Source organism: Salinimonas marina, from assembly GCF_015644725.1.
Lineage (GTDB): Bacteria > Pseudomonadota > Gammaproteobacteria > Enterobacterales > Alteromonadaceae > Alteromonas.
In genome coordinates this window covers 1,176,704-1,193,634 of record NZ_CP064795.1, presented here as the reverse complement: position 1 = coordinate 1,193,634, position 16,931 = coordinate 1,176,704, and the positions used below count along the sequence as shown (strand labels likewise).

The window sequence follows — 16,931 nt, the reverse complement described above, 5'->3', positions numbered from 1 at the left end:
CCTTAGCATTACACGTCAAGATAATACAGCATCGCATGCAGGCCGCAGTGACGAATACTCACTCCGGCCTGGTCGTTGACCGTGGGCTTAGCATGACAAGCCACGCCTAGTGAGGCGGCGTGCATCATCGGCAGATCATTGGCGCCATCCCCTGCGGCAATCGTCTGCCTGTGGGGCACATCATATGCTTTAGCCAGACGCTCAATGGTTTCGGCTTTGGTCTGACCGTTGACTATGGCGCCACTGACTCTGCCGGTTAGTTTGCCATCACTGGCTTCCAGTTGATTGGCTACCGCGTCATCCAGGCCCAGTCGCTGGCATAGATAATCAGCAAAAAAGGTAAACCCGCCCGAGGCGATGGCCAACCGCCAGTTACGCATTTTAAGTTCTTTTATCAGAATCTGAATCCCCGCGGTTAACGGCAGACGATTGCGAATTTGTTCAAGCCGGGCCACCTCGACCCCTTTAAGACAGGAAACCCGCTGAACCAGACTCCGGTCAAAATCCAGTTTGCCCTGCATGGCTTGTTCGGTGACCTTTGCCACTTCTTCTTTGCGATCAGCCAACGCCGCAATCTCATCGATGCATTCGATCTGAATGACCGTGCTATCCATGTCCATTACCAGTAAGCCTGGTTCTTTTAACCTTGGTTGCTGACGCTGTATGCCCGCATCCAGATGAAACGCTTCACTGGCCTGCCCCATGCGGGCTTTTAACCGGGCTTCATCCTGAATGCTCACATCTGCCCGTAACACCGTATCGCCATAGACATTACACAGCGAGTGGCGTTTAATCCGATGGAGTATCAGACTATCGCCTAAATGATCCAGCATGCCCTCAAGCTGATGAAAATTGATGGCCTGCCCGAAGATGGTCAGCACGGCGTCACCGCAATCCTGGGTCGGAGTAACCTGTTTTTTCCACTGTTGCCCACTATAATTAAGATAAGTACGCGTTTGAAAACTTTCTAAAAGAAATTGATGCGCAAAACGTTGGTAGTCGGACATCGGTAGCACAGTCACAATTTTTCCTGTTACTGTCGGCAATAAGTGCTTCCATCCTACCTTATACCGTGGGTAAGCGAAATATACGATGGTGGATAATTTTTACCTTTACGCGCACTAACTTGTTACTATAACCCTATGATATTTATTACTATCCCTGCAGGTGTTGATGAGAACAAAGGATAGCCGGCGTAATCAGCGTGAGGCACCAGAACGATTTTTTGCCGCACGGCGGCTGATTCATACCGTGGTACTGCTGTTGACCTGCGCGCTGGCCGTCATGGCCTGGCATAAGTATCAGCAACAACAGGCCGCATGGCTGGCCCATGAAGTTAATCAGCCCTCGGCCGTGCTGGCCCGCCACTATGCCCGGCTATTAGCGCAACCGATGCAAAACGAAGATACTCAAACCATTGAACAGTCTTTAGCACTCATTACCCAGGAGCAAGGGGTGCTCAGCGCCAAAGTCTTCGATGCTCAGGGACAAATGCTGTTTAGCCGGCGCCAAGACCGTAGCAGCAAATCTGAGCGGAACTGGCCGCCGGTGGTGCATGTGGCTGACATTGTCAACCAGGCTGAGCGGGTAATTGGGTATGTGCAAATTAACAATGATGCGGCCCGGCAGTTGCGCAAACCCTATGAACTGGCGGCCATGCGTTTTGAAAGTGCGGTGATGCTGGCGATTATTGTTTTTATCGCCGGGGCGTATTGTGCGCGAATCTATTATCAGCTGAGACCGCGGCTTAGCCGCAAGCTTTACCAGTGGTTTTCAGCCAAAGAATAGTCGCTGGTAATTCGCGGTGGTTTGTCTTACCACCTGTTCCTGAGACGTTTTTAGCAACGTGGAGAGCGCCTCGGCAATTAAAGGCAACCGTTCCGGGGTATTTCGCTGACCCTGATAGCCTGCCACCGGCATGTCCGGCGCGTCGGTTTCCAGCACCATATTTTCCAGCGCTACAGCACTTAAGGCCTGCCGGGTTTTGCTGGCCCGCGGGTAAGTTATGGTACCGCCTACACCGAGTAAAAATCCTCGCTCGATATAGCTTTCGGCAACCTGCTGACTGCCCGAAAAAGCATGGATAATGCCGCCGTAGCTAAAGTTGTGCTGTTTTAGCGCCTGCTGCAGCAAATGGTGCGACTTCCGGTGATGCAGAATCACCGGGAGCTGGTACTCGGTGGCCAGTTCCAATTGCTGCGCCAGTATATCCTGCTGGACCTTCAAGGGCGTTGACACCGTGGCGTCCAGACCAATCTCACCCACCGCCACAATACTTTGATGGTGCTGTTGCAGGCAGTGTGTTAACGCGGAAAGTGCATCAGGTTGCATCGATGTATCAAAATACGGGTGCAGGCCAAAAGCCAGGTCAATATGCTCATATTGCTGCTGCAACTGGCGCTGACGCTGCCAGCCAGAAGGGGTGGTACCGGGGATCAGAAAGCGGCTGACTCCGGTGTGTTCGCTGCGCCTGATTACTGTTGCTATATCGTCGTCAAACGCCGCTAAATCCAGATGGCAATGACTATCAATCATCAGGGCATTAAACGCTGGGCGTTCCAGCCATGCTCATCATCCAGCGAGTACTCAAATCGGTCATGTAATCGGTCTTTCCCGCCCTGCCAGAATTCAATCTGCGAGGGTTTAACCAGGAAACCACCCCAGAACTCCGGCGCCGGCAGCTCGCCCTCTTTGTATTGCTGCTTTAGCTGGGCAAAACGTGCCAGTAATGCTTCTTTGTTTTCAATGGGCTGACTTTGACGAGAGGCATAGGCGGCTAGCTGACTGTCCAGGGGTCTGGAAAAAAAATACGCCGCATTATGGGTGGCCGGTAATTTTTCGGCGCGACCCCGAACACTGATCTGGCGCTCCATAAAAAACCAGGGGAAATGCAGCGACACTTGCGCATTTCCCGCCAGGTCCTGAGCTTTGCGGCTACCAAAGTTGGTATAAAACACAAAGCCTTCTGCGGTGAGTTCTTTTAACAGAACAATTCGCTGAGAAGGCTGGCCGCTGGCATCAACGGTGGCCACGGTCATGGCAGTGGGATCGGGAATATCAGCCGCAATGGCTTCATCCAGCCATTGTTTGAACAGATCCAGCGGATTGTCTGTTAATGCTTTGTTGGTCAGCGTCCCCATTGAATACTGGCGACGCATATCAGAAATAGCCATTGCCCTTCCCCTTTCACCTGCTCAGGTGGCGATGCCGCCTGCGGATTAATCTTCGCCATACCCCAGTGAACGTAACGCCCGTTCATCATCGGCCCAGCCTTGCTTAACTTTAACCCACATCTCTAAAAAGACTTTGGTATCAAACAAGTTTTCCATATCCAGGCGCGCCTGTTCGCCGATGGTTTTAATGTGTTTACCGCCTTTACCAATGACCATTCGTTTCTGGCTTTCACGCTCTACCAGAATCAAGCCATTGATTCGATACACACCATTTTCTGTCATCTTAAACTGCTCGATCTCTACCGTGGTCGAATAGGGCAACTCATCCCCGGTATAGCGCATCAACTTTTCACGAATAATTTCGGCTGCCATAAAGCGGCTGGAACGATCGGTAATGTAATCTTCAGGGAAGAAAAATTCACTTTCTGGCAAGCTCTTTTGCACCAATTCGCGCAAACCATCCACCTGCTTACCCTGCTTGGCGCTTACCGGCACAATGTGCTCAAAGCTGAATTTAGCTGACAACTTCTGCAGCTGTTCCATCAGGGCTTCTTTGTCTTCCACTTTATCAACTTTGTTGACCACCAGGTAAACCGGCAAGCCGGTCTGACGCACTTTCGTCAGTACCATTTCGTCATCATCGGTCCAGCGAGTGCCTTCCACCACCATCAGGATCAAACCGACTTCGGCCAGTGAGCTGGAGGCTGCCCGGTTCATATACCGGTTAATGGCGCGTTTTTCTTCTTTATGCAACCCCGGGGTGTCAACATAGATGGTCTGACACTGTTCTTCGGTATCAATACCTAAAATACGGTGACGGGTTGTTTGTGGTTTACGCGAGGTAATACTGACCTTTTGCCCCAGTAGCCGGTTTAACAGCGTCGATTTGCCGACGTTGGGGCGTCCCACAATCGCGACCAGCCCACAGCGGGTTTGAATATCATCTTGCTGCATTTTCTAATCTCTCAAGCATAAGTTTCGCCGCTTCCTGTTCGGCTTTACGACGACTGTTACCCGAGGCCAGCACCGGGGGATGAGCTTCAGAAATAGTGCAACTCACTTCAAAAGTCTGATCATGGTCTTTGCCGGTTATATTCACTACGGCATACACCGGCAGTGGCTGGCGACGGGACTGCAAAAATTCCTGCAGCCGGGTTTTATTATCTTTAGGGTGTTCATGGGGGTTGAGTGCTTTAATACGTTCTTCCCACAGGTTCAGTATGACCCGGCGCACGGTGTCTAACCCGGCATCCAGGTAAATCGCCCCCAACACGGCTTCAACGGCATCGGCCAGAATAGAGCTTCGGCGATGGCCACCGCTTTTAAGTTCACCCTGCCCCAGCTTAAGTAACTCACCGAGCCGGGCTTCTATAGCCAATTCTGCCAGGGTTTCGCCTTTGACCAGGGTCGAACGCATCCGCGTCAGCTTGCCTTCAGGCACATCCTCAAAAGTCTGGTACAGCGCATCTGCGATCACCATGCCCAGCACGGCATCGCCCAAAAACTCCAGCCGTTCATTATGTTGCTTAGCCGCGCTGCGGTGCGTTAGCGCCTGCTCCAGTAAACTGACATCTTCAAAGCGATAATTCAGTACGCGAGACAAATGCGCAAATTTATCGATACCCTGCATCAGTCAATGCCACCAATACGGTTAAAGCGAATGCCGGTTGGAACCCAGGTCGGAATCAGGTCTTCTGCGTTTCGCTCAAATTCAAAACTAATCCAGATCGCCACCGCCTGGCCTACCAGGTTGGCATCTGGCACAAATCCCCAAAAGCGACTATCACGACTGTTGTCTCGGTTGTCGCCCATTACAAAATACTGATCCTCGGGCACCAGCCACTGACCGCTGCGGTTACCCGGCTGAGCATAGTAACGGTCGGTTCTATCAGTACGGGTAGGATGACGTAAAATATCATGGGGTGTGGCGCCCAGGTCTTCGGTAAAACGTAGCAACGGGGCCATCCGCTGTACAAACTCGCCCCGACTCTTAAACTCCAGGGGAACCGGGCGCAGCTTGTTGCATTGTGTTTGGTTATCGCCGTTACATTTGGGTTTGATAAATAATTGTTTGTCCTGATACACCACGGTATCGCCGGGCAGTCCCACCACACGCTTAATATAGTCAATATTAGGACTTTCAGGATATTTAAACACCACAATGTCACCACGTTCAGGGGTGCCGGTTTCTAAAAATTTGTGGCGCGCTACCGGATCTTTTAATCCATAGCTGTATTTTTCTACCAAAATAAAATCGCCTACCAACAAGGTTGGCATCATCGACCCCGAAGGGATCTGAAAGGGTTCATACAAAAATGAACGCAATACCAGCACAAAGGCGATAACCGGAAATAGCTGTTGGGACGTATCGACCCAATACGGTAATTCAGGTGATTGCGTACCGGTGGCGGCGGCCTTACGTTTGGGCGCCCAGAATAATGCGTCAAGCAACCACACCAGCCCTGTCACTACCGTTAGTATAACCAGCAGGATAGAAAAATAATTGGCCATTACTTACCTACCTTCAGAACCGCAAGGAAAGCATCCTGAGGCAACTCAACATTACCTACCTGCTTCATCCGTTTTTTACCTTCCTTCTGTTTTTGCAAAAGTTTTTTCTTACGGCTCACATCACCTCCGTAACATTTTGCAATAACATTCTTACGTAGCTGCTTCACCGTACTGCGGGCAATAACATGGTTACCAATAGCCGCCTGAATAGCAATATCAAACATCTGTCTTGGGATCAGCTCACGTAATTTATCTACCAATGCCCGGCCCCGGGCCTGGCTATTATCTTTGTGGGTGATGACAGCCAGCGCATCAACACGCTCACCATTGATCATGATATCTACCCGGGCCATGTCAGAAGCCACGAATTTTTTGAAGTTGTAATCCAGTGAGGCAAAACCACGACTGGTCGATTTCAGCCTGTCAAAGAAATCCAGCACCACTTCTGCCATCGGAATTTCATAGGTAAGCGCCACCTGATTACCGTGATAGGCCATATTTGTTTGCATACCCCGTTTTTCGACACACAGGGTGATGACATTGCCCAGGTACTCCTGAGGTACCAGAATATTCGCCTCCACAATAGGTTCGCGAATTTCCTCTATATCATTTACCGGTGGCAACTTGGCCGGGCTATCCACAACGACCAACTCACCTTTGGTGTTCAGCACTTCATAAATAACGGTTGGCGCGGTGGTGATAAGATCCAGATCGTATTCGCGCTCCAGACGCTCCTGCACAATTTCCATATGCAGCATGCCCAAAAAGCCAATCCGGAAACCAAAGCCTAACGCGGCTGAACTCTCAGGTTCAAAAAACAGGGAAGCATCGTTAAGGCTGAGCTTAGATAGGGCGTCACGAAAATCTTCATAATCGTCTGAACTTACCGGAAAAACGCCGGCATAAACCTGGGGTTTAACCTTTTTAAACCCTTCCAGCATTTTATCCGCTGGATTCTTGGCCGTGGTAATGGTGTCGCCTACCGGCGCCCCCAGGATATCTTTGATACCGGCGATGACATAACCTACTTCACCCGCGCGCAGCACCCCGGTGTCTTTTTGCTTAGGGGTAAAGATACCTACTTTATCAGCCTGATGAACCTGGCCATTAGACATGATTTGAAGTTTGTCTTTGACATGCATCTCACCTTCAACGATTTTAACCAACGAGACCACACCCTGATAATTATCGAACCAGGAGTCAACAATCAGCGCCTTTAACGGTTTGTTGCGATCGCCCACCGGCGGTGGTATCCGTTTAACAATCTCTTCCAGAACATCTTCCACGCCAATGCCGGTTTTGGCCGAGCAGCGCACTGCGTCAACAGCATCAATCCCAACAATATCTTCAATTTCTTCGGCCACCCGATCAGGCTCGGCCTGGGGCAGATCGATTTTATTAAGAATAGGTACTACTTCCAGATCCATTTCAATAGCCGTATAGCAGTTGGCGAGGGTCTGGGCCTCAACGCCCTGACCGGCGTCCACCACCAGCAACGCCCCTTCACAGGCTTTTAGCGAGCGGGATACTTCATACGAGAAGTCAACGTGCCCGGGGGTATCGATAAAGTTCAGCTGATAAGTTTCACCGTTTTTGGCGGTGTAATTCAGGGTCACACTCTGGGCCTTGATGGTGATGCCACGCTCACGCTCCAGGTCCATGGAATCCAGCACCTGCTCGGCCATTTCGCGTTCGGTTAATCCTCCACAAACCTGAATAATACGGTCTGAAAGCGTGGATTTACCATGATCTATATGAGCGATAATACTAAAATTTCGTATAGCGTTGATATCGTAGGACTTTTTATCTGTCATTAAATGTCTTTTCTCAATTCGGGGACCTACTGGGGGACCTAATTGTAATTCGTTGGACTGCGCGGATTCGCATACCCAATGAGTAATGGCATGATTATATAGAAAAGGCACAAACAAAAACAGGGCGGTGAATTCGCCCTGTCGATTAATTAATTATCCCTGGTATCGCGCCTGGTGTTTTCGGTTTGGCTTTCGCCGTTCCCACTTGGCCGATTTGACACCCAGATGTTGGGCTAGTTCCCTGGCCGCTTTTGCCACGTCCGGATTATATTCACCGCTGGCCAACTTGATCACCGATTCCCCTGTTAAGCCACCGGACAACAAAAACCGGAATACTTCGTGGCCGTTCTGGTCGTGAACACGCACGGGTACCGAATCAAATTCATACGATAAACTAAAACCATTTGTAGCAAGGAAGGTTTGCACGTTGTCAGCGGTCATACATTACGAATCCAGCAACGTCAAATCTGCATCGGTCAGCGTGTATTTACCATTACCGCCGTATGCTTCTGGAATCGCCAGGGTACCCGTGGCAATAAAGGTGGTACCAGACCAAAACGCGGCATGGGTTATGGTCGTGCCGGCTGGTACGTCAAAGGTGGGTAACGTGGTGGCGTTACGGTTGCCCGATGTTGCTGCAGCAAAGGTAATACCCTTGCGAGCATACCCGCCGCCCGATACTTCGTTAAGTGTTCCAGCTGCACCAGGATCCGCGGTATGCAATGACGCGGTAACGTTGCTGATAGCATCCAGCATAATGGCTTTGCCAGCATTGGTAAAAATCATAAGGAAACCCTCGTTGTTTTCATTATTGTGGTGGTTTGTAAAATGGTGGATTGGTTGCCGGCCACATCAGCCACGCGCATTTCGTGGAATGTTTGGCCCACGTAATCAATGGCAGGTGTGCGGATCCTAAATTCCCCGTCTTCTACCGTGATCCCATTTAATAGGGTGGCTTCGTACAAAGGCTTCATCGTGCCGGCTTCAAAAATGGTATAGGCCGCCTGGCTGAATATGGCGGCATCGGTTGGCGTCCCCCGGCTATCCATTACCGGCACTTCAATCAGGTTATGGTCATTTCTAAATAACATTTAAAACCCCGTTTATTCTTGTAATGGGTGGCTGGGCGTTAAATCGTTCAGCACCAGGTAACATGGCCAGGATCCTGGTAAACACTGCTTGGCCAGCAAATCGGTATGCCTGGTACGCCAGCGGTACCGCATCGCTGTACGCCTTATAAGACAACAACGCTTTGGCCGCCGCTACCCGTGATCCGGTCGCATCTTTTCGGGCGGTATAGGTGAAGCCCCCCAGGCTGATACCAGCCAGGATCCCGTCCATTTGCTTGGTGGATAGCAGCGTGGTTTGTCCCAGGCTAATTGTTTGCAGGGTATTGGTAGATTGCTTGGTGGCGCTTGCGTTGGTCACGACCACGCCATTAACAGCCAGGGCGCCCAGGTGAATTTCAATACTGGACGCGGTGAACGTGGTAACGGCATAAGCGCTGGCATTGCCTGGGCCGCCTGTGCTTTTTTGGCCTGGGTGCCAGGTCGTGGAATAGCTCAAAACGCCCAGGCTGGCGGTGGTGGTTTTTGTGCCTGGTCCAGTGGTCGTGCCCTGGGCAAACGTGGCCATGGTGGCGTTACCCGTTTTCGTTCCTGGTGCCGTGGCCATGCCCTGGGCTGGTGTTACCAGTTTGGCGGTCCCCGTCTTGGTGCCTGGGCCAGTGACCGAACCCTGGGCGGGGGTGGCCAGCGTAGCGGTACCTGTTTTTGTACCTGGTGCCGTGGCCATTGCCTGGGCTGGTGCGGTGGCGGTAGCTTCGCTGGCTTTACGCCCTGCGGTTGCTGTGTTCCCTACTCCAACGGCGAATCCATCGCCCCCGGTGGTTTTGGTTGCGTCGGTATAATAGGCGCTGATAGCGTGTGAAATGGCCAGGGCCAGGGCGATTTTGCTGCCTTGCGTACCAGGGAAAGCCGCCCCGGTTGCCAGCAACGCCCCGGCGTATTCTTCCGGGCCCGCTGCCAGGTCTTCGTAATAAACCCACTGGCTGTTATCGGACGGGAACCCAATCAACGTGCCATGATTGCCGCTTACTTCTTCGTGTAATATCGTGCCAGTACCGTTTGATAAGCTCGGGTTAAAGCTTAATGTCGGTATGCCGTTTACGGTTAACGAAAGGCTTTTTATATCAAAGTTAGATTGGGTGTTACTGTCGTACCGCCCGATCTGGTCAATGGTAAAGCTTCGGGTATGGCTGGTTGTGCCTTTGCTTACAAAGCCCAGACCTTGATCCACAAAGGCTTCAAAAACACCAGAAACGCGCACCATTCGGATTTTGAGCCATTCCCCCGTTGGTAGGTTAGGGCTGAAGGATACGCCCCCGCCCGCCGCCGAAATATAGTTTTGACGCATCCACATTTGGTGGCCGTTAGTGCCGCTGTAGTTAAAAAACGTGTTCTTCCACCCATTGCTATGGTTCGACCTGAAAAAGAAATCAACGTTTAATTCAAAGTCGTCATTTGAAGCAACGTCAACCCGACTTGTAAGATCGACTTGTTGGTTTGGGAATGAAAGGTAATACGCCACTATTGAATCACCCCGTAAGGATCATCAACCAGCAAAGTGGCATAGTCACGGGGTACCTGGGCAACGTATGTACCCGCCGCGCTGATTACATCAAAGCCCGCTACACGCTGTTTTACGGTTTCAAATTCAACGTACACCTGGGGCCGGTGTGGCTCTGTAACCGCCGTGGTCGTGACTTGTAGCCACCCTTTACTAACGGGCACCTTCTTAACTGGGCACGTCCCGGTTGCTTTCAGGAAGTCGTACAGCGTGGCGTTTTCGTAGGGCAAATAGGTGGTATTGCTGTAATTGATGCATTCATCAGCAAATGCCTGGTTAACTGCGCCCACCGATACCAGCAACGAAAGCAAGCCCTGTTGCAGCAATCCCACTGGGTGGGAATTCATTAAATTGAATTCTTCCACGCCCGATAGCACCGCCAGGTAAAAACCTTTTGCTTTTTCGTCGGTTGAACTTTGCAGCGTGGTTACGCAATCATGCTTAGTTAAGAAGGTAACAACCATATCGTGCGATATCATGCGTTCGCGTGGTGCCTGGTAAAGCTTGGCGTCTTCGAGCGTGGCAAACTCTGCTAGTTTCATCATCGCTTATACCACTGGCACAAGTTCAGGGAACCGGATCCGCAAATCTTCGTAAGCGGCCAGGATCAGTTCATCGCCGGCAATCTCTGCCGGGGGACTCATCCGCATATAAAAGCTGCGCCCCTCGGGGATATAGCAAATCATGGGGCTGCCATTGTTAAAGTGTTCAACGCTGGCAAATACACACGCTGAGTAAGAGCAATCACGGGCACCACCCACCATGCGGCGTTTACGCTCCATACGTTCTTCGCCGTTGTCGTTCACCAGTTGCGCGTCCACGGTTAGTTCCGTACGCGATGAATCCATGACAGATTCCACGTACACCACGCAATCATCCATCTTTAAACCGTTTTGAAGCACTAAAGAGCCGCGTAATAATTCCATCAATATTTACCCCTGTTGGATGGTCGGAATTTCTGCCAAAGATATCAGTTGCCCTTCCAGTCTAATTACCCGGAAAATGGCCTCGTCTGCACATTCGGCAAGAAACCCGGTCATGGTTTCGGTGCCCTCTGCCAGTGCGGACGTGGCCAGGCTTTCAACTTTGCCCACGGTTTTAACTGGCTTTGCGCCTACCATGAGTGGTTCGCCGGTGGTGCGGTCCACAATGGATGAAGTGGCTTTAACGTTTATCTGGTCTATCGTCCCGTCCTGGTTCAAATCTTCTTCAAACTGCGCCAGGCTAACGCGGATAACCTTCCCGGTATGGCGGCCCGCTTCGATTTCAAAAACCCGGTCTATGGCCGTTTTCCACGGGGCTTGTTCTTGAGTCAAAGGAAAATACAATAATTCACTCATTGGTCTGGCTCTCTGCTGTTATTTCTTCTGCATGGCGTTATGCGTCACCATGCGTTTGTTTTTATCATCGCCGCCCAGGAACGAGATCCCGCCCAGGCTCAGACGTACCACTGGCTGTTCTGGAATTAGCACCAAATCTTTTACCGGGGACCATGACAGCTGCCCGTCAATCTCCACCTGAATAACTTCGCCCATGGCGTTGATGGCTGAGTATGTCGAACCGTCTTCGCGGTCAATAGGGGTAAAACAGGAAACGGTTTTACTGTGGCCACTTTCGGTGGTGATTTTTACAACGTCCTGGATATGATGGGAAACGGCGGTAACTGTGGCTTTGTGGCCGCGGTTGGCGGTGATACCGTCTATCACATCACCCACTTTTACGTCCCTGGCCTGTAGCGTGTCAGTTAGCCAAACATCAGCATGGGGGCATTCGTTAATTGGCGGGGTTGTCGTGCCACCACCATCAGACGGGGTGCGTATAGAGCCGATATAACGGCGGCCCGTGGAACGAACAATGTTATTAAAACCGGATGCTGTAACCTGCTTATAGGACACGCTGCCACCCAGGTAAAAGGGATCATCGCAATAAACGTAATACGTGGTGGTAAATGACAACCCGGTAATTGATCCCGAATTGTAAGAAATATCATCCTCGGCCATGTAAATGGTGTGCGCGGCAACTGAGATTTTTGCCGATGTACCGTTATCACTGGCCGATAGGGGGTTATCGTCAATAGCCGCCGATGCCCCGGCGGTATTCACCATGGGCAATAATCGTTGCTGTATCAGGCGTCCGGTAGTTAACGGCGGTACGTACGGGCTGGGGTAATCGTTGCCGTTCTCGGTTGCCAGCTCCACCATCAAATCTGAAATGACCAGGGCCCGGCCCGCGCCCGTGTCGATATCAATCCGTAAACAGGCTGTGGTTGACTGGTCGCTGCTGCTGATTTGAATTGAAGTCCACACGCGGCCATACGATTGGGCGCCTGGTGATTTCCAGGTACCCGCGTAATGGTTGCCGGCGCTGGTCTTGATGTAAAACGCACAATCAAACGCGGCGTAATCGGAATTGTTCTTAACCAGGGCGCTTACAATATAGCGTTTGCAGGGGTCGATCTGCATATTGTAATCGGTGCTACTTTTAGCAAAATAAACGTATGCATCTGCGCCCGTGGCCACCAATGAAACGTGGTTGCCCCCACCAAACCCGCCGTACTTATAGCCGGTAATGCCGGTGGTCATTCTTGAAGACGTACCCAATGGCACACCACTTGGTGGATCGTAATACTGGGGCGGTAGGAAGTTTAAGCCACCACCACTGAAATTACGGTAATCATCGTCCGGGCGCATTGATGTAATGCGGTTGTTGGCCCGCCCGTCTATGGTCGAATCAGAAATGTACCTGGCGTTGGTATCGCCGGTGAATCCCAGGCCGCCCAGGCTCACAGAACCGCCTCCGGCGTTGTTAATGTTACCGTTTGAACTAATGGTAATCTGGCTGTTTTTATAGGTCGTATCAGGGCGCAACGCGGTTACACGGTTATTGGCCCGCCCGTCTATGGTTGCATCAGATATGTACCTGGCATTTGAATCACCACTAAAGCCAATACCGGATAAACTGACCTGGCCACCGCCGGCGTTAGCTAATAAGCCGTTGGAACCGATAGTAATTCTACTGTTTTTATATGTTGTATCAGGCCGTAATGAAGACACCCGCCCATCAGATCGGCCATCCAGATAAACGTCCGATAAATACCTGGCGTTAGAATCCCCACTAAACCCAATGCCCGATAAGCTAACCTGGCCGCCGCCGGCATTGGCCAACAGGCCATTGGATCCGATACTGATTTGGTTATTGCGCCAACCTGCTTCTGGCCGCAATGATGTTACCCGCGTATCCGATCGCCCATCCAGGTAAAAGTCCGATAGGTACCGGGCGTTAGTGTCACCACTGAAACCCAGGCCGCCAAGTGTAGCCTGGCCACCGCCCGCGCCCATTAGGGTACCATTGCTGTTGATTGTTACCGCGGTGTTGGCAATCGCGTTATCACTGTAATCTGTTTGGTCTGCTGAACCAAAGAACCCGATCACCACACCATCAATTTGGTATTGCTTGCCCGTGGCGCCACTGTTAGCAAAGTCTAACCGGATCTTGTATACCGTGCCGTTTAACCAATCGTCTGCCTGGTCCGCGTCCCGTAGATCAAATACAAGGTAGGTCCATTCGCCTTGCTTGTAGCGGTGGGACCTAGACATTTTATAACTTTCTGTAAAGGATTTACGGGCCGTGGTCTGCCAGTAAATGGCCACGCTGGTATTGTGGCTAGGGCTTTGGCAACGAACCCGAACCCTGATTGCATAGCTGGTTGCGCCTGGCACACTGATAACGGGGCTTTGCATGTACGGATCGTCTGTGGTGGCCACAAACGTAACCTTTGCAGTGCCCGCCGAATAAGCCGAATAGTTGTAAAGTGTCCAGCCCTGCAAGCCAGAACTAAACCCCCACATTTGGCCCTTTTTGCCGGCGATATCACCAGGGGTTAATCCTTCTTCCCCGCGTTTTGCCTTGCTGATGTTCCACTCTTTTACCAGGCTGGTGTACCCGCTCCTGGTCGCGGTAACAGTTACGATCCCTTCATCAATACTCATTGCCGTTACGGATATTACGCCGCTGTCCAGGGTCGTGGTTATACCTGTGGTGGCGCTTCTGATAATGGTCCATTGGCTGGTTTCATCGTTACCGCCGCGAAGCACTTTTACCGTGCTGCGGTAAGGATACGCGCCCCCGTCCCCATACATATCTGTGGGTATGCTGGTGTTTTCGTTGGATAGGAAGATATTCAGCCCGTCTTCACCATCAACACCAATCTGGGTGGCAATGGCCGGGGTAGACCAGGCCGATTTTGTATAGTTTGAACTGGCGCTGGTCTTGTAATAGCGGACCGTGGATTTGTATTCGATGCCCACGCCCATGTACGTGCTTTTGTCGGTCCAGCCCGTGGGTACCGTTTCAGTGGTACCGTTAAAGCTTCCGCCTGTGGGCGCTGCTGGTGCCCCGCCAGACGTAACCACTTTAAAGATGGTTGAAACGTAAGCCCCGTCTGTACCATCAAAGTAATCGGTATTCTTCTGGGGCGTGTAACCGTCCGCGCCATCGTAAACCGTCACCACGTCACCGGCGTTGTTGTTGATGGTATAGGTACCATTGCCATTGTCGGTAATGGTTGGGATCGGCTGGCCGGTTTTGTCATAGAACGTTACCTGGCTGGCGCCGTTGTTTACGGTAAATGTGCCGTTGCCGTTATCGGTAATCGTTACGCCGGCGCCCACGTTAAACACATCGGTAACGGTAAAGGTTACAAACTTCTCATTGGACCATCGGCCATTGATGCCGCGGGCTTTGATGTACGCACCATAGGATCCGGTTGCCAGTCCTTGTAAGTTAATCTCATTGGTGTTGCCGTTTAACTTAATATTGTACCGGGTGGTACCAGACGCACTGGCCAGCTGTACGGTATAGGTGGCCAGCTGCGCGGGGCTTTCTGACTCAATCGTCAGTACACCAATACGCCAGGAATCATCCGGGGTGCCGGTGAACGTAGCCCCTAGAATATCGCCTGGTTTGCTGTTGTCAGGTTTTACAAACGTGGGTTTTGCCACTGCCTGGTAAATGTTATCCGTCCAGATTTCGGGATAATCCACCAATAGCGTTAACTGGGTGGTCTTCTTAGCCGGGTTAAACCGCCAATCCTGGACAACAAACACCTGGTTTAAATTCTCATTGTCCAGGGTCACGCGAACGGGTGCGCCAGGGTGAAGCATAAGGCCCACGGCGCCCACTTCCATTTCAATGACAAAGGCGGCCCGCTTGCGTTCCAGGTAGTTTTTTTGCAGCCGTTGGGCGGCGGTAACTGACGTGGTAAACGGCATTTTTACTTCTGATTCCAGGTAAATACCGTCTTCTGCCTGATAGGCGGGTACCGTTACAATCGGGCTTTCCGACATAGCGTAACCGGCATCCGGTGAACAAAAGGATCCCCGTACCGCGTTGCACTTCTCCCGTGTTGGCGGGTTTGGTCTGAACGTCACCTGGCCCACCAGGTCTTTTTCGGTAAGCGTGAGTGTTGGGATCCCGGCATAGCCGCCGGCCACCAGGGAAACCAAACCGCCCGCCCGGTAAACCCGACCACTACAGGCGTTTAATATCGTCTGTAAAACCTCTGCCCCGCCTTCGTCATATTCAAACGTGCCATTGCAGGTGTACCGCTTTTCGTACTGAGTAACGCCGGCATCATCTAAGAACGGCACCAGTTCATCACACCGTTCCGCCTGGCGCATGATTTCAATGATATTAAACCGGCTCAGTGGTACCGGCTTGTAACCGAAAAACCGCATGTAATCCAGGGCGCACAATATCGGGTTATCTGACCAGGCCCAGGTTGATTCTGTATCCGCTCGCTGGGTACCGTTGCCACCCATGGTGGTGTCCTTGCGGGGTCGTATACCTTGCGGCCCTTAACGGTAAAGGTAACTTTGCGTAAACCCTGGGCCAAAGTTTCTGGGTCAATAGGTACCTTTACTGCAGCGTACGTAATGCCATGGCCAATGTGATTGGCCCCAAAGCCTGTAATTGTGCTGGTTAATAGCGAATTGGCCGTGGTCTGTCCGCCCAGGTGAAAGCCGCTAGTGGCATTGGCCAGGCTTGCCGGCTTGCCGTTTACTTCGTACAGGGCCGCCGATTCGCATTTATGCCCAGCCAGGGCCACGCCCATAACGTGGTATTGCTTGGCATCATCCCCGAACCCGTCTTTAGCCTTACCATAGGCAAACAGGGTACCGCCCACCACCACGGTACCGTAAATACCCCGGCGTGGTGAAATGGCGCTGGTGATAAGTGACTGGGCGCGTTCCACATCATCCCCAGGGTTCGGGATCTCGGGCTTCATGGCATTAGTTAACGCAATGGTACCCAACCCCACGGCTAGACCAATTACCACGGATGAAGCCGTGATACCGGCAACGATCCCCGACGCTACTGCTATGGCTACTGGTGGCATCTTCTTATAATCTCCAAACTGCTTTTGGTGGGGTGTGGATAGGTAGCAATCCCGTTGGGCCTGGTGTCCAGATTGCGTTTGATTGGAATATGGCGGCGGTATCGCCCTGGTCTGTTTCTACCAGGCACAAATCACCATCAGACAAATAGCCCACTTCATGGGGTGGCCCTAGTTGGGCGTTTAACGTGGCTTGGATAGTGCCGGCGCCGTAACGTTTTAAAGACCTGGCGGCCCCCAGCTGCGTGGTGTAGGTGCCGCGAAATGGGGCGGCGTAGTCCTGGCCGGTTATCAGCTGCACCGCATCCGCGGCAAACAGACAGCAATCGAATTTACCCCATTCAAAGGGGCGGTCCATGTTGTCCAGGATCAGGCGTGTTAAGGCCGTGGCCCAGTTTATTTTACGCACCT

The 16,931-nt window shown here is 51.8% G+C and carries 18 protein-coding genes; 1 reads left to right on the top strand and 17 read right to left on the bottom strand.

All coding sequences use genetic code 11. The annotated features are described in order from the left end of the window. Positions 1-8: 8 nt before the first annotated feature. Positions 9-1,022 carry a phosphoserine phosphatase SerB gene (gene serB / locus IT774_RS05260; RefSeq protein ID WP_232365131.1) on the bottom strand — a complete coding sequence of 338 codons (1,014 nt, stop codon included), beginning with the start codon at positions 1,020-1,022 and terminating at the stop codon, positions 9-11. A gap of 151 nt (positions 1,023-1,173) precedes the next feature. Here serB and IT774_RS05255 point away from each other — a divergent pair, with 151 nt between their 5' ends. After that, entirely contained in the window at positions 1,174-1,788 is a 615-nt protein-coding gene (locus IT774_RS05255; RefSeq protein WP_195811658.1) for a hypothetical protein, read from the top strand. On the opposite strand, the gene IT774_RS05250 is transcribed toward IT774_RS05255, so the two are convergent. From IT774_RS05250 to IT774_RS05175, 16 genes are all read right to left on the bottom strand, one after another. Then, the gene (locus IT774_RS05250) at positions 1,774-2,535 is read right to left on the bottom strand and encodes a TatD family hydrolase (RefSeq protein ID WP_195811657.1); all 762 of its coding nucleotides are present in this window, start codon (positions 2,533-2,535) and stop codon (positions 1,774-1,776) included. The genes IT774_RS05255 and IT774_RS05250 overlap by 15 nt on opposite strands. Then, positions 2,535-3,173, bottom strand: coding sequence for a pyridoxamine 5'-phosphate oxidase (pdxH, locus tag IT774_RS05245; protein WP_195811656.1), 639 nt, complete (start codon positions 3,171-3,173; stop codon positions 2,535-2,537). The genes IT774_RS05250 and pdxH overlap by 1 nt, the downstream gene beginning before the upstream one ends. A 45-nt stretch (positions 3,174-3,218) precedes the next feature. Beyond that, on the bottom strand, positions 3,219-4,127 hold the full coding sequence (gene era / locus IT774_RS05240) for a GTPase Era (protein WP_195811655.1): 909 nt from the start codon (positions 4,125-4,127) through the stop codon (positions 3,219-3,221). Beyond that, positions 4,114-4,803 carry a ribonuclease III gene (rnc, locus tag IT774_RS05235; protein ID WP_195811654.1) on the bottom strand — a complete coding sequence of 230 codons (690 nt, stop codon included), beginning with the start codon at positions 4,801-4,803 and terminating at the stop codon, positions 4,114-4,116. Before rnc ends, era begins: the two co-directional genes overlap by 14 nt. Continuing rightward, positions 4,803-5,684: a signal peptidase I gene (gene lepB, locus IT774_RS05230; protein WP_195811653.1), complete on the bottom strand. Its 882-nt coding sequence runs from the start codon at positions 5,682-5,684 to the stop codon at positions 4,803-4,805. The genes rnc and lepB overlap by 1 nt, the downstream gene beginning before the upstream one ends. Next, the gene (gene lepA / locus IT774_RS05225; RefSeq protein WP_195811652.1) at positions 5,684-7,498 is read right to left on the bottom strand and encodes a translation elongation factor 4; all 1,815 of its coding nucleotides are present in this window, start codon (positions 7,496-7,498) and stop codon (positions 5,684-5,686) included. The genes lepB and lepA overlap by 1 nt, the downstream gene beginning before the upstream one ends. 153 nt (positions 7,499-7,651) lie before the next feature. Further along, entirely contained in the window at positions 7,652-7,939 is a 288-nt protein-coding gene (locus IT774_RS05220; RefSeq protein ID WP_195811651.1) for a hypothetical protein, read from the bottom strand. A 3-nt stretch (positions 7,940-7,942) separates the two neighbouring features. Further along, positions 7,943-8,284: a phage tail fiber protein gene (locus IT774_RS05215; protein WP_195811650.1), complete on the bottom strand. Its 342-nt coding sequence runs from the start codon at positions 8,282-8,284 to the stop codon at positions 7,943-7,945. Then, the gene (locus tag IT774_RS05210) at positions 8,281-8,589 is read right to left on the bottom strand and encodes a hypothetical protein (RefSeq protein ID WP_195811649.1); all 309 of its coding nucleotides are present in this window, start codon (positions 8,587-8,589) and stop codon (positions 8,281-8,283) included. The genes IT774_RS05215 and IT774_RS05210 overlap by 4 nt, the downstream gene beginning before the upstream one ends. Further along, positions 8,579-9,919 (bottom strand): hypothetical protein, encoded by a 1,341-nt coding sequence (locus tag IT774_RS05205; protein WP_195811648.1) that lies wholly within the window; start codon positions 9,917-9,919, stop codon positions 8,579-8,581. Before IT774_RS05205 ends, IT774_RS05210 begins: the two co-directional genes overlap by 11 nt. Positions 9,920-10,086: 167 nt before the next feature. Then, complete coding sequence (locus IT774_RS05200; protein ID WP_195811647.1) at positions 10,087-10,671, bottom strand: hypothetical protein; 585 nt, start codon at positions 10,669-10,671, stop codon at positions 10,087-10,089. A gap of 3 nt (positions 10,672-10,674) precedes the next feature. Then, positions 10,675-10,974: a hypothetical protein gene (locus tag IT774_RS05195; RefSeq protein WP_195811646.1), complete on the bottom strand. Its 300-nt coding sequence runs from the start codon at positions 10,972-10,974 to the stop codon at positions 10,675-10,677. A gap of 84 nt (positions 10,975-11,058) precedes the next feature. After that, entirely contained in the window at positions 11,059-11,466 is a 408-nt protein-coding gene (locus tag IT774_RS05190; RefSeq protein WP_195811645.1) for a hypothetical protein, read from the bottom strand. Between the two features lie 18 nt (positions 11,467-11,484). After that, positions 11,485-15,945: a phage tail protein gene (locus tag IT774_RS05185; protein ID WP_195811644.1), complete on the bottom strand. Its 4,461-nt coding sequence runs from the start codon at positions 15,943-15,945 to the stop codon at positions 11,485-11,487. Continuing rightward, entirely contained in the window at positions 15,828-16,523 is a 696-nt protein-coding gene (locus tag IT774_RS05180) for a hypothetical protein (protein WP_195811643.1), read from the bottom strand. The genes IT774_RS05185 and IT774_RS05180 overlap by 118 nt, the downstream gene beginning before the upstream one ends. 4 nt (positions 16,524-16,527) lie before the next feature. Continuing rightward, positions 16,528-16,929 (bottom strand): DUF6950 family protein, encoded by a 402-nt coding sequence (locus IT774_RS05175; protein ID WP_195811642.1) that lies wholly within the window; start codon positions 16,927-16,929, stop codon positions 16,528-16,530. Positions 16,930-16,931 lie beyond the last annotated feature (2 nt).

What these genes read in the sequence shown, in the direction of transcription:
- IT774_RS05255 (WP_195811658.1), top strand. Translation starts at nt 1,174, where the DNA reads ATGAGAACAAAGGATAGCCGGCGTAATCAGCGTGAGGCACCAGAACGA.
- IT774_RS05250 (WP_195811657.1), bottom strand. Translation starts at nt 2,535, where the DNA reads ATGATTGATAGTCATTGCCATCTGGATTTAGCGGCGTTTGACGACGAT.
- pdxH (WP_195811656.1), bottom strand. Translation starts at nt 3,173, where the DNA reads ATGGCTATTTCTGATATGCGTCGCCAGTATTCAATGGGGACGCTGACC.
- era (WP_195811655.1), bottom strand. Translation starts at nt 4,127, where the DNA reads ATGCAGCAAGATGATATTCAAACCCGCTGTGGGCTGGTCGCGATTGTG.
- rnc (WP_195811654.1), bottom strand. Translation starts at nt 4,803, where the DNA reads ATGCAGGGTATCGATAAATTTGCGCATTTGTCTCGCGTACTGAATTAT.
- lepB (WP_195811653.1), bottom strand. Translation starts at nt 5,684, where the DNA reads ATGGCCAATTATTTTTCTATCCTGCTGGTTATACTAACGGTAGTGACA.
- lepA (WP_195811652.1), bottom strand. Translation starts at nt 7,498, where the DNA reads ATGACAGATAAAAAGTCCTACGATATCAACGCTATACGAAATTTTAGT.
- IT774_RS05220 (WP_195811651.1), bottom strand. Translation starts at nt 7,939, where the DNA reads ATGACCGCTGACAACGTGCAAACCTTCCTTGCTACAAATGGTTTTAGT.
- IT774_RS05215 (WP_195811650.1), bottom strand. Translation starts at nt 8,284, where the DNA reads ATGATTTTTACCAATGCTGGCAAAGCCATTATGCTGGATGCTATCAGC.
- IT774_RS05210 (WP_195811649.1), bottom strand. Translation starts at nt 8,589, where the DNA reads ATGTTATTTAGAAATGACCATAACCTGATTGAAGTGCCGGTAATGGAT.
- IT774_RS05205 (WP_195811648.1), bottom strand. Translation starts at nt 9,919, where the DNA reads ATGTGGATGCGTCAAAACTATATTTCGGCGGCGGGCGGGGGCGTATCC.
- IT774_RS05200 (WP_195811647.1), bottom strand. Translation starts at nt 10,671, where the DNA reads ATGATGAAACTAGCAGAGTTTGCCACGCTCGAAGACGCCAAGCTTTAC.
- IT774_RS05195 (WP_195811646.1), bottom strand. Translation starts at nt 10,974, where the DNA reads ATGGATTCATCGCGTACGGAACTAACCGTGGACGCGCAACTGGTGAAC.
- IT774_RS05190 (WP_195811645.1), bottom strand. Translation starts at nt 11,466, where the DNA reads ATGAGTGAATTATTGTATTTTCCTTTGACTCAAGAACAAGCCCCGTGG.
- IT774_RS05185 (WP_195811644.1), bottom strand. Translation starts at nt 15,945, where the DNA reads ATGGGTGGCAACGGTACCCAGCGAGCGGATACAGAATCAACCTGGGCC.
- IT774_RS05180 (WP_195811643.1), bottom strand. Translation starts at nt 16,523, where the DNA reads ATGCCACCAGTAGCCATAGCAGTAGCGTCGGGGATCGTTGCCGGTATC.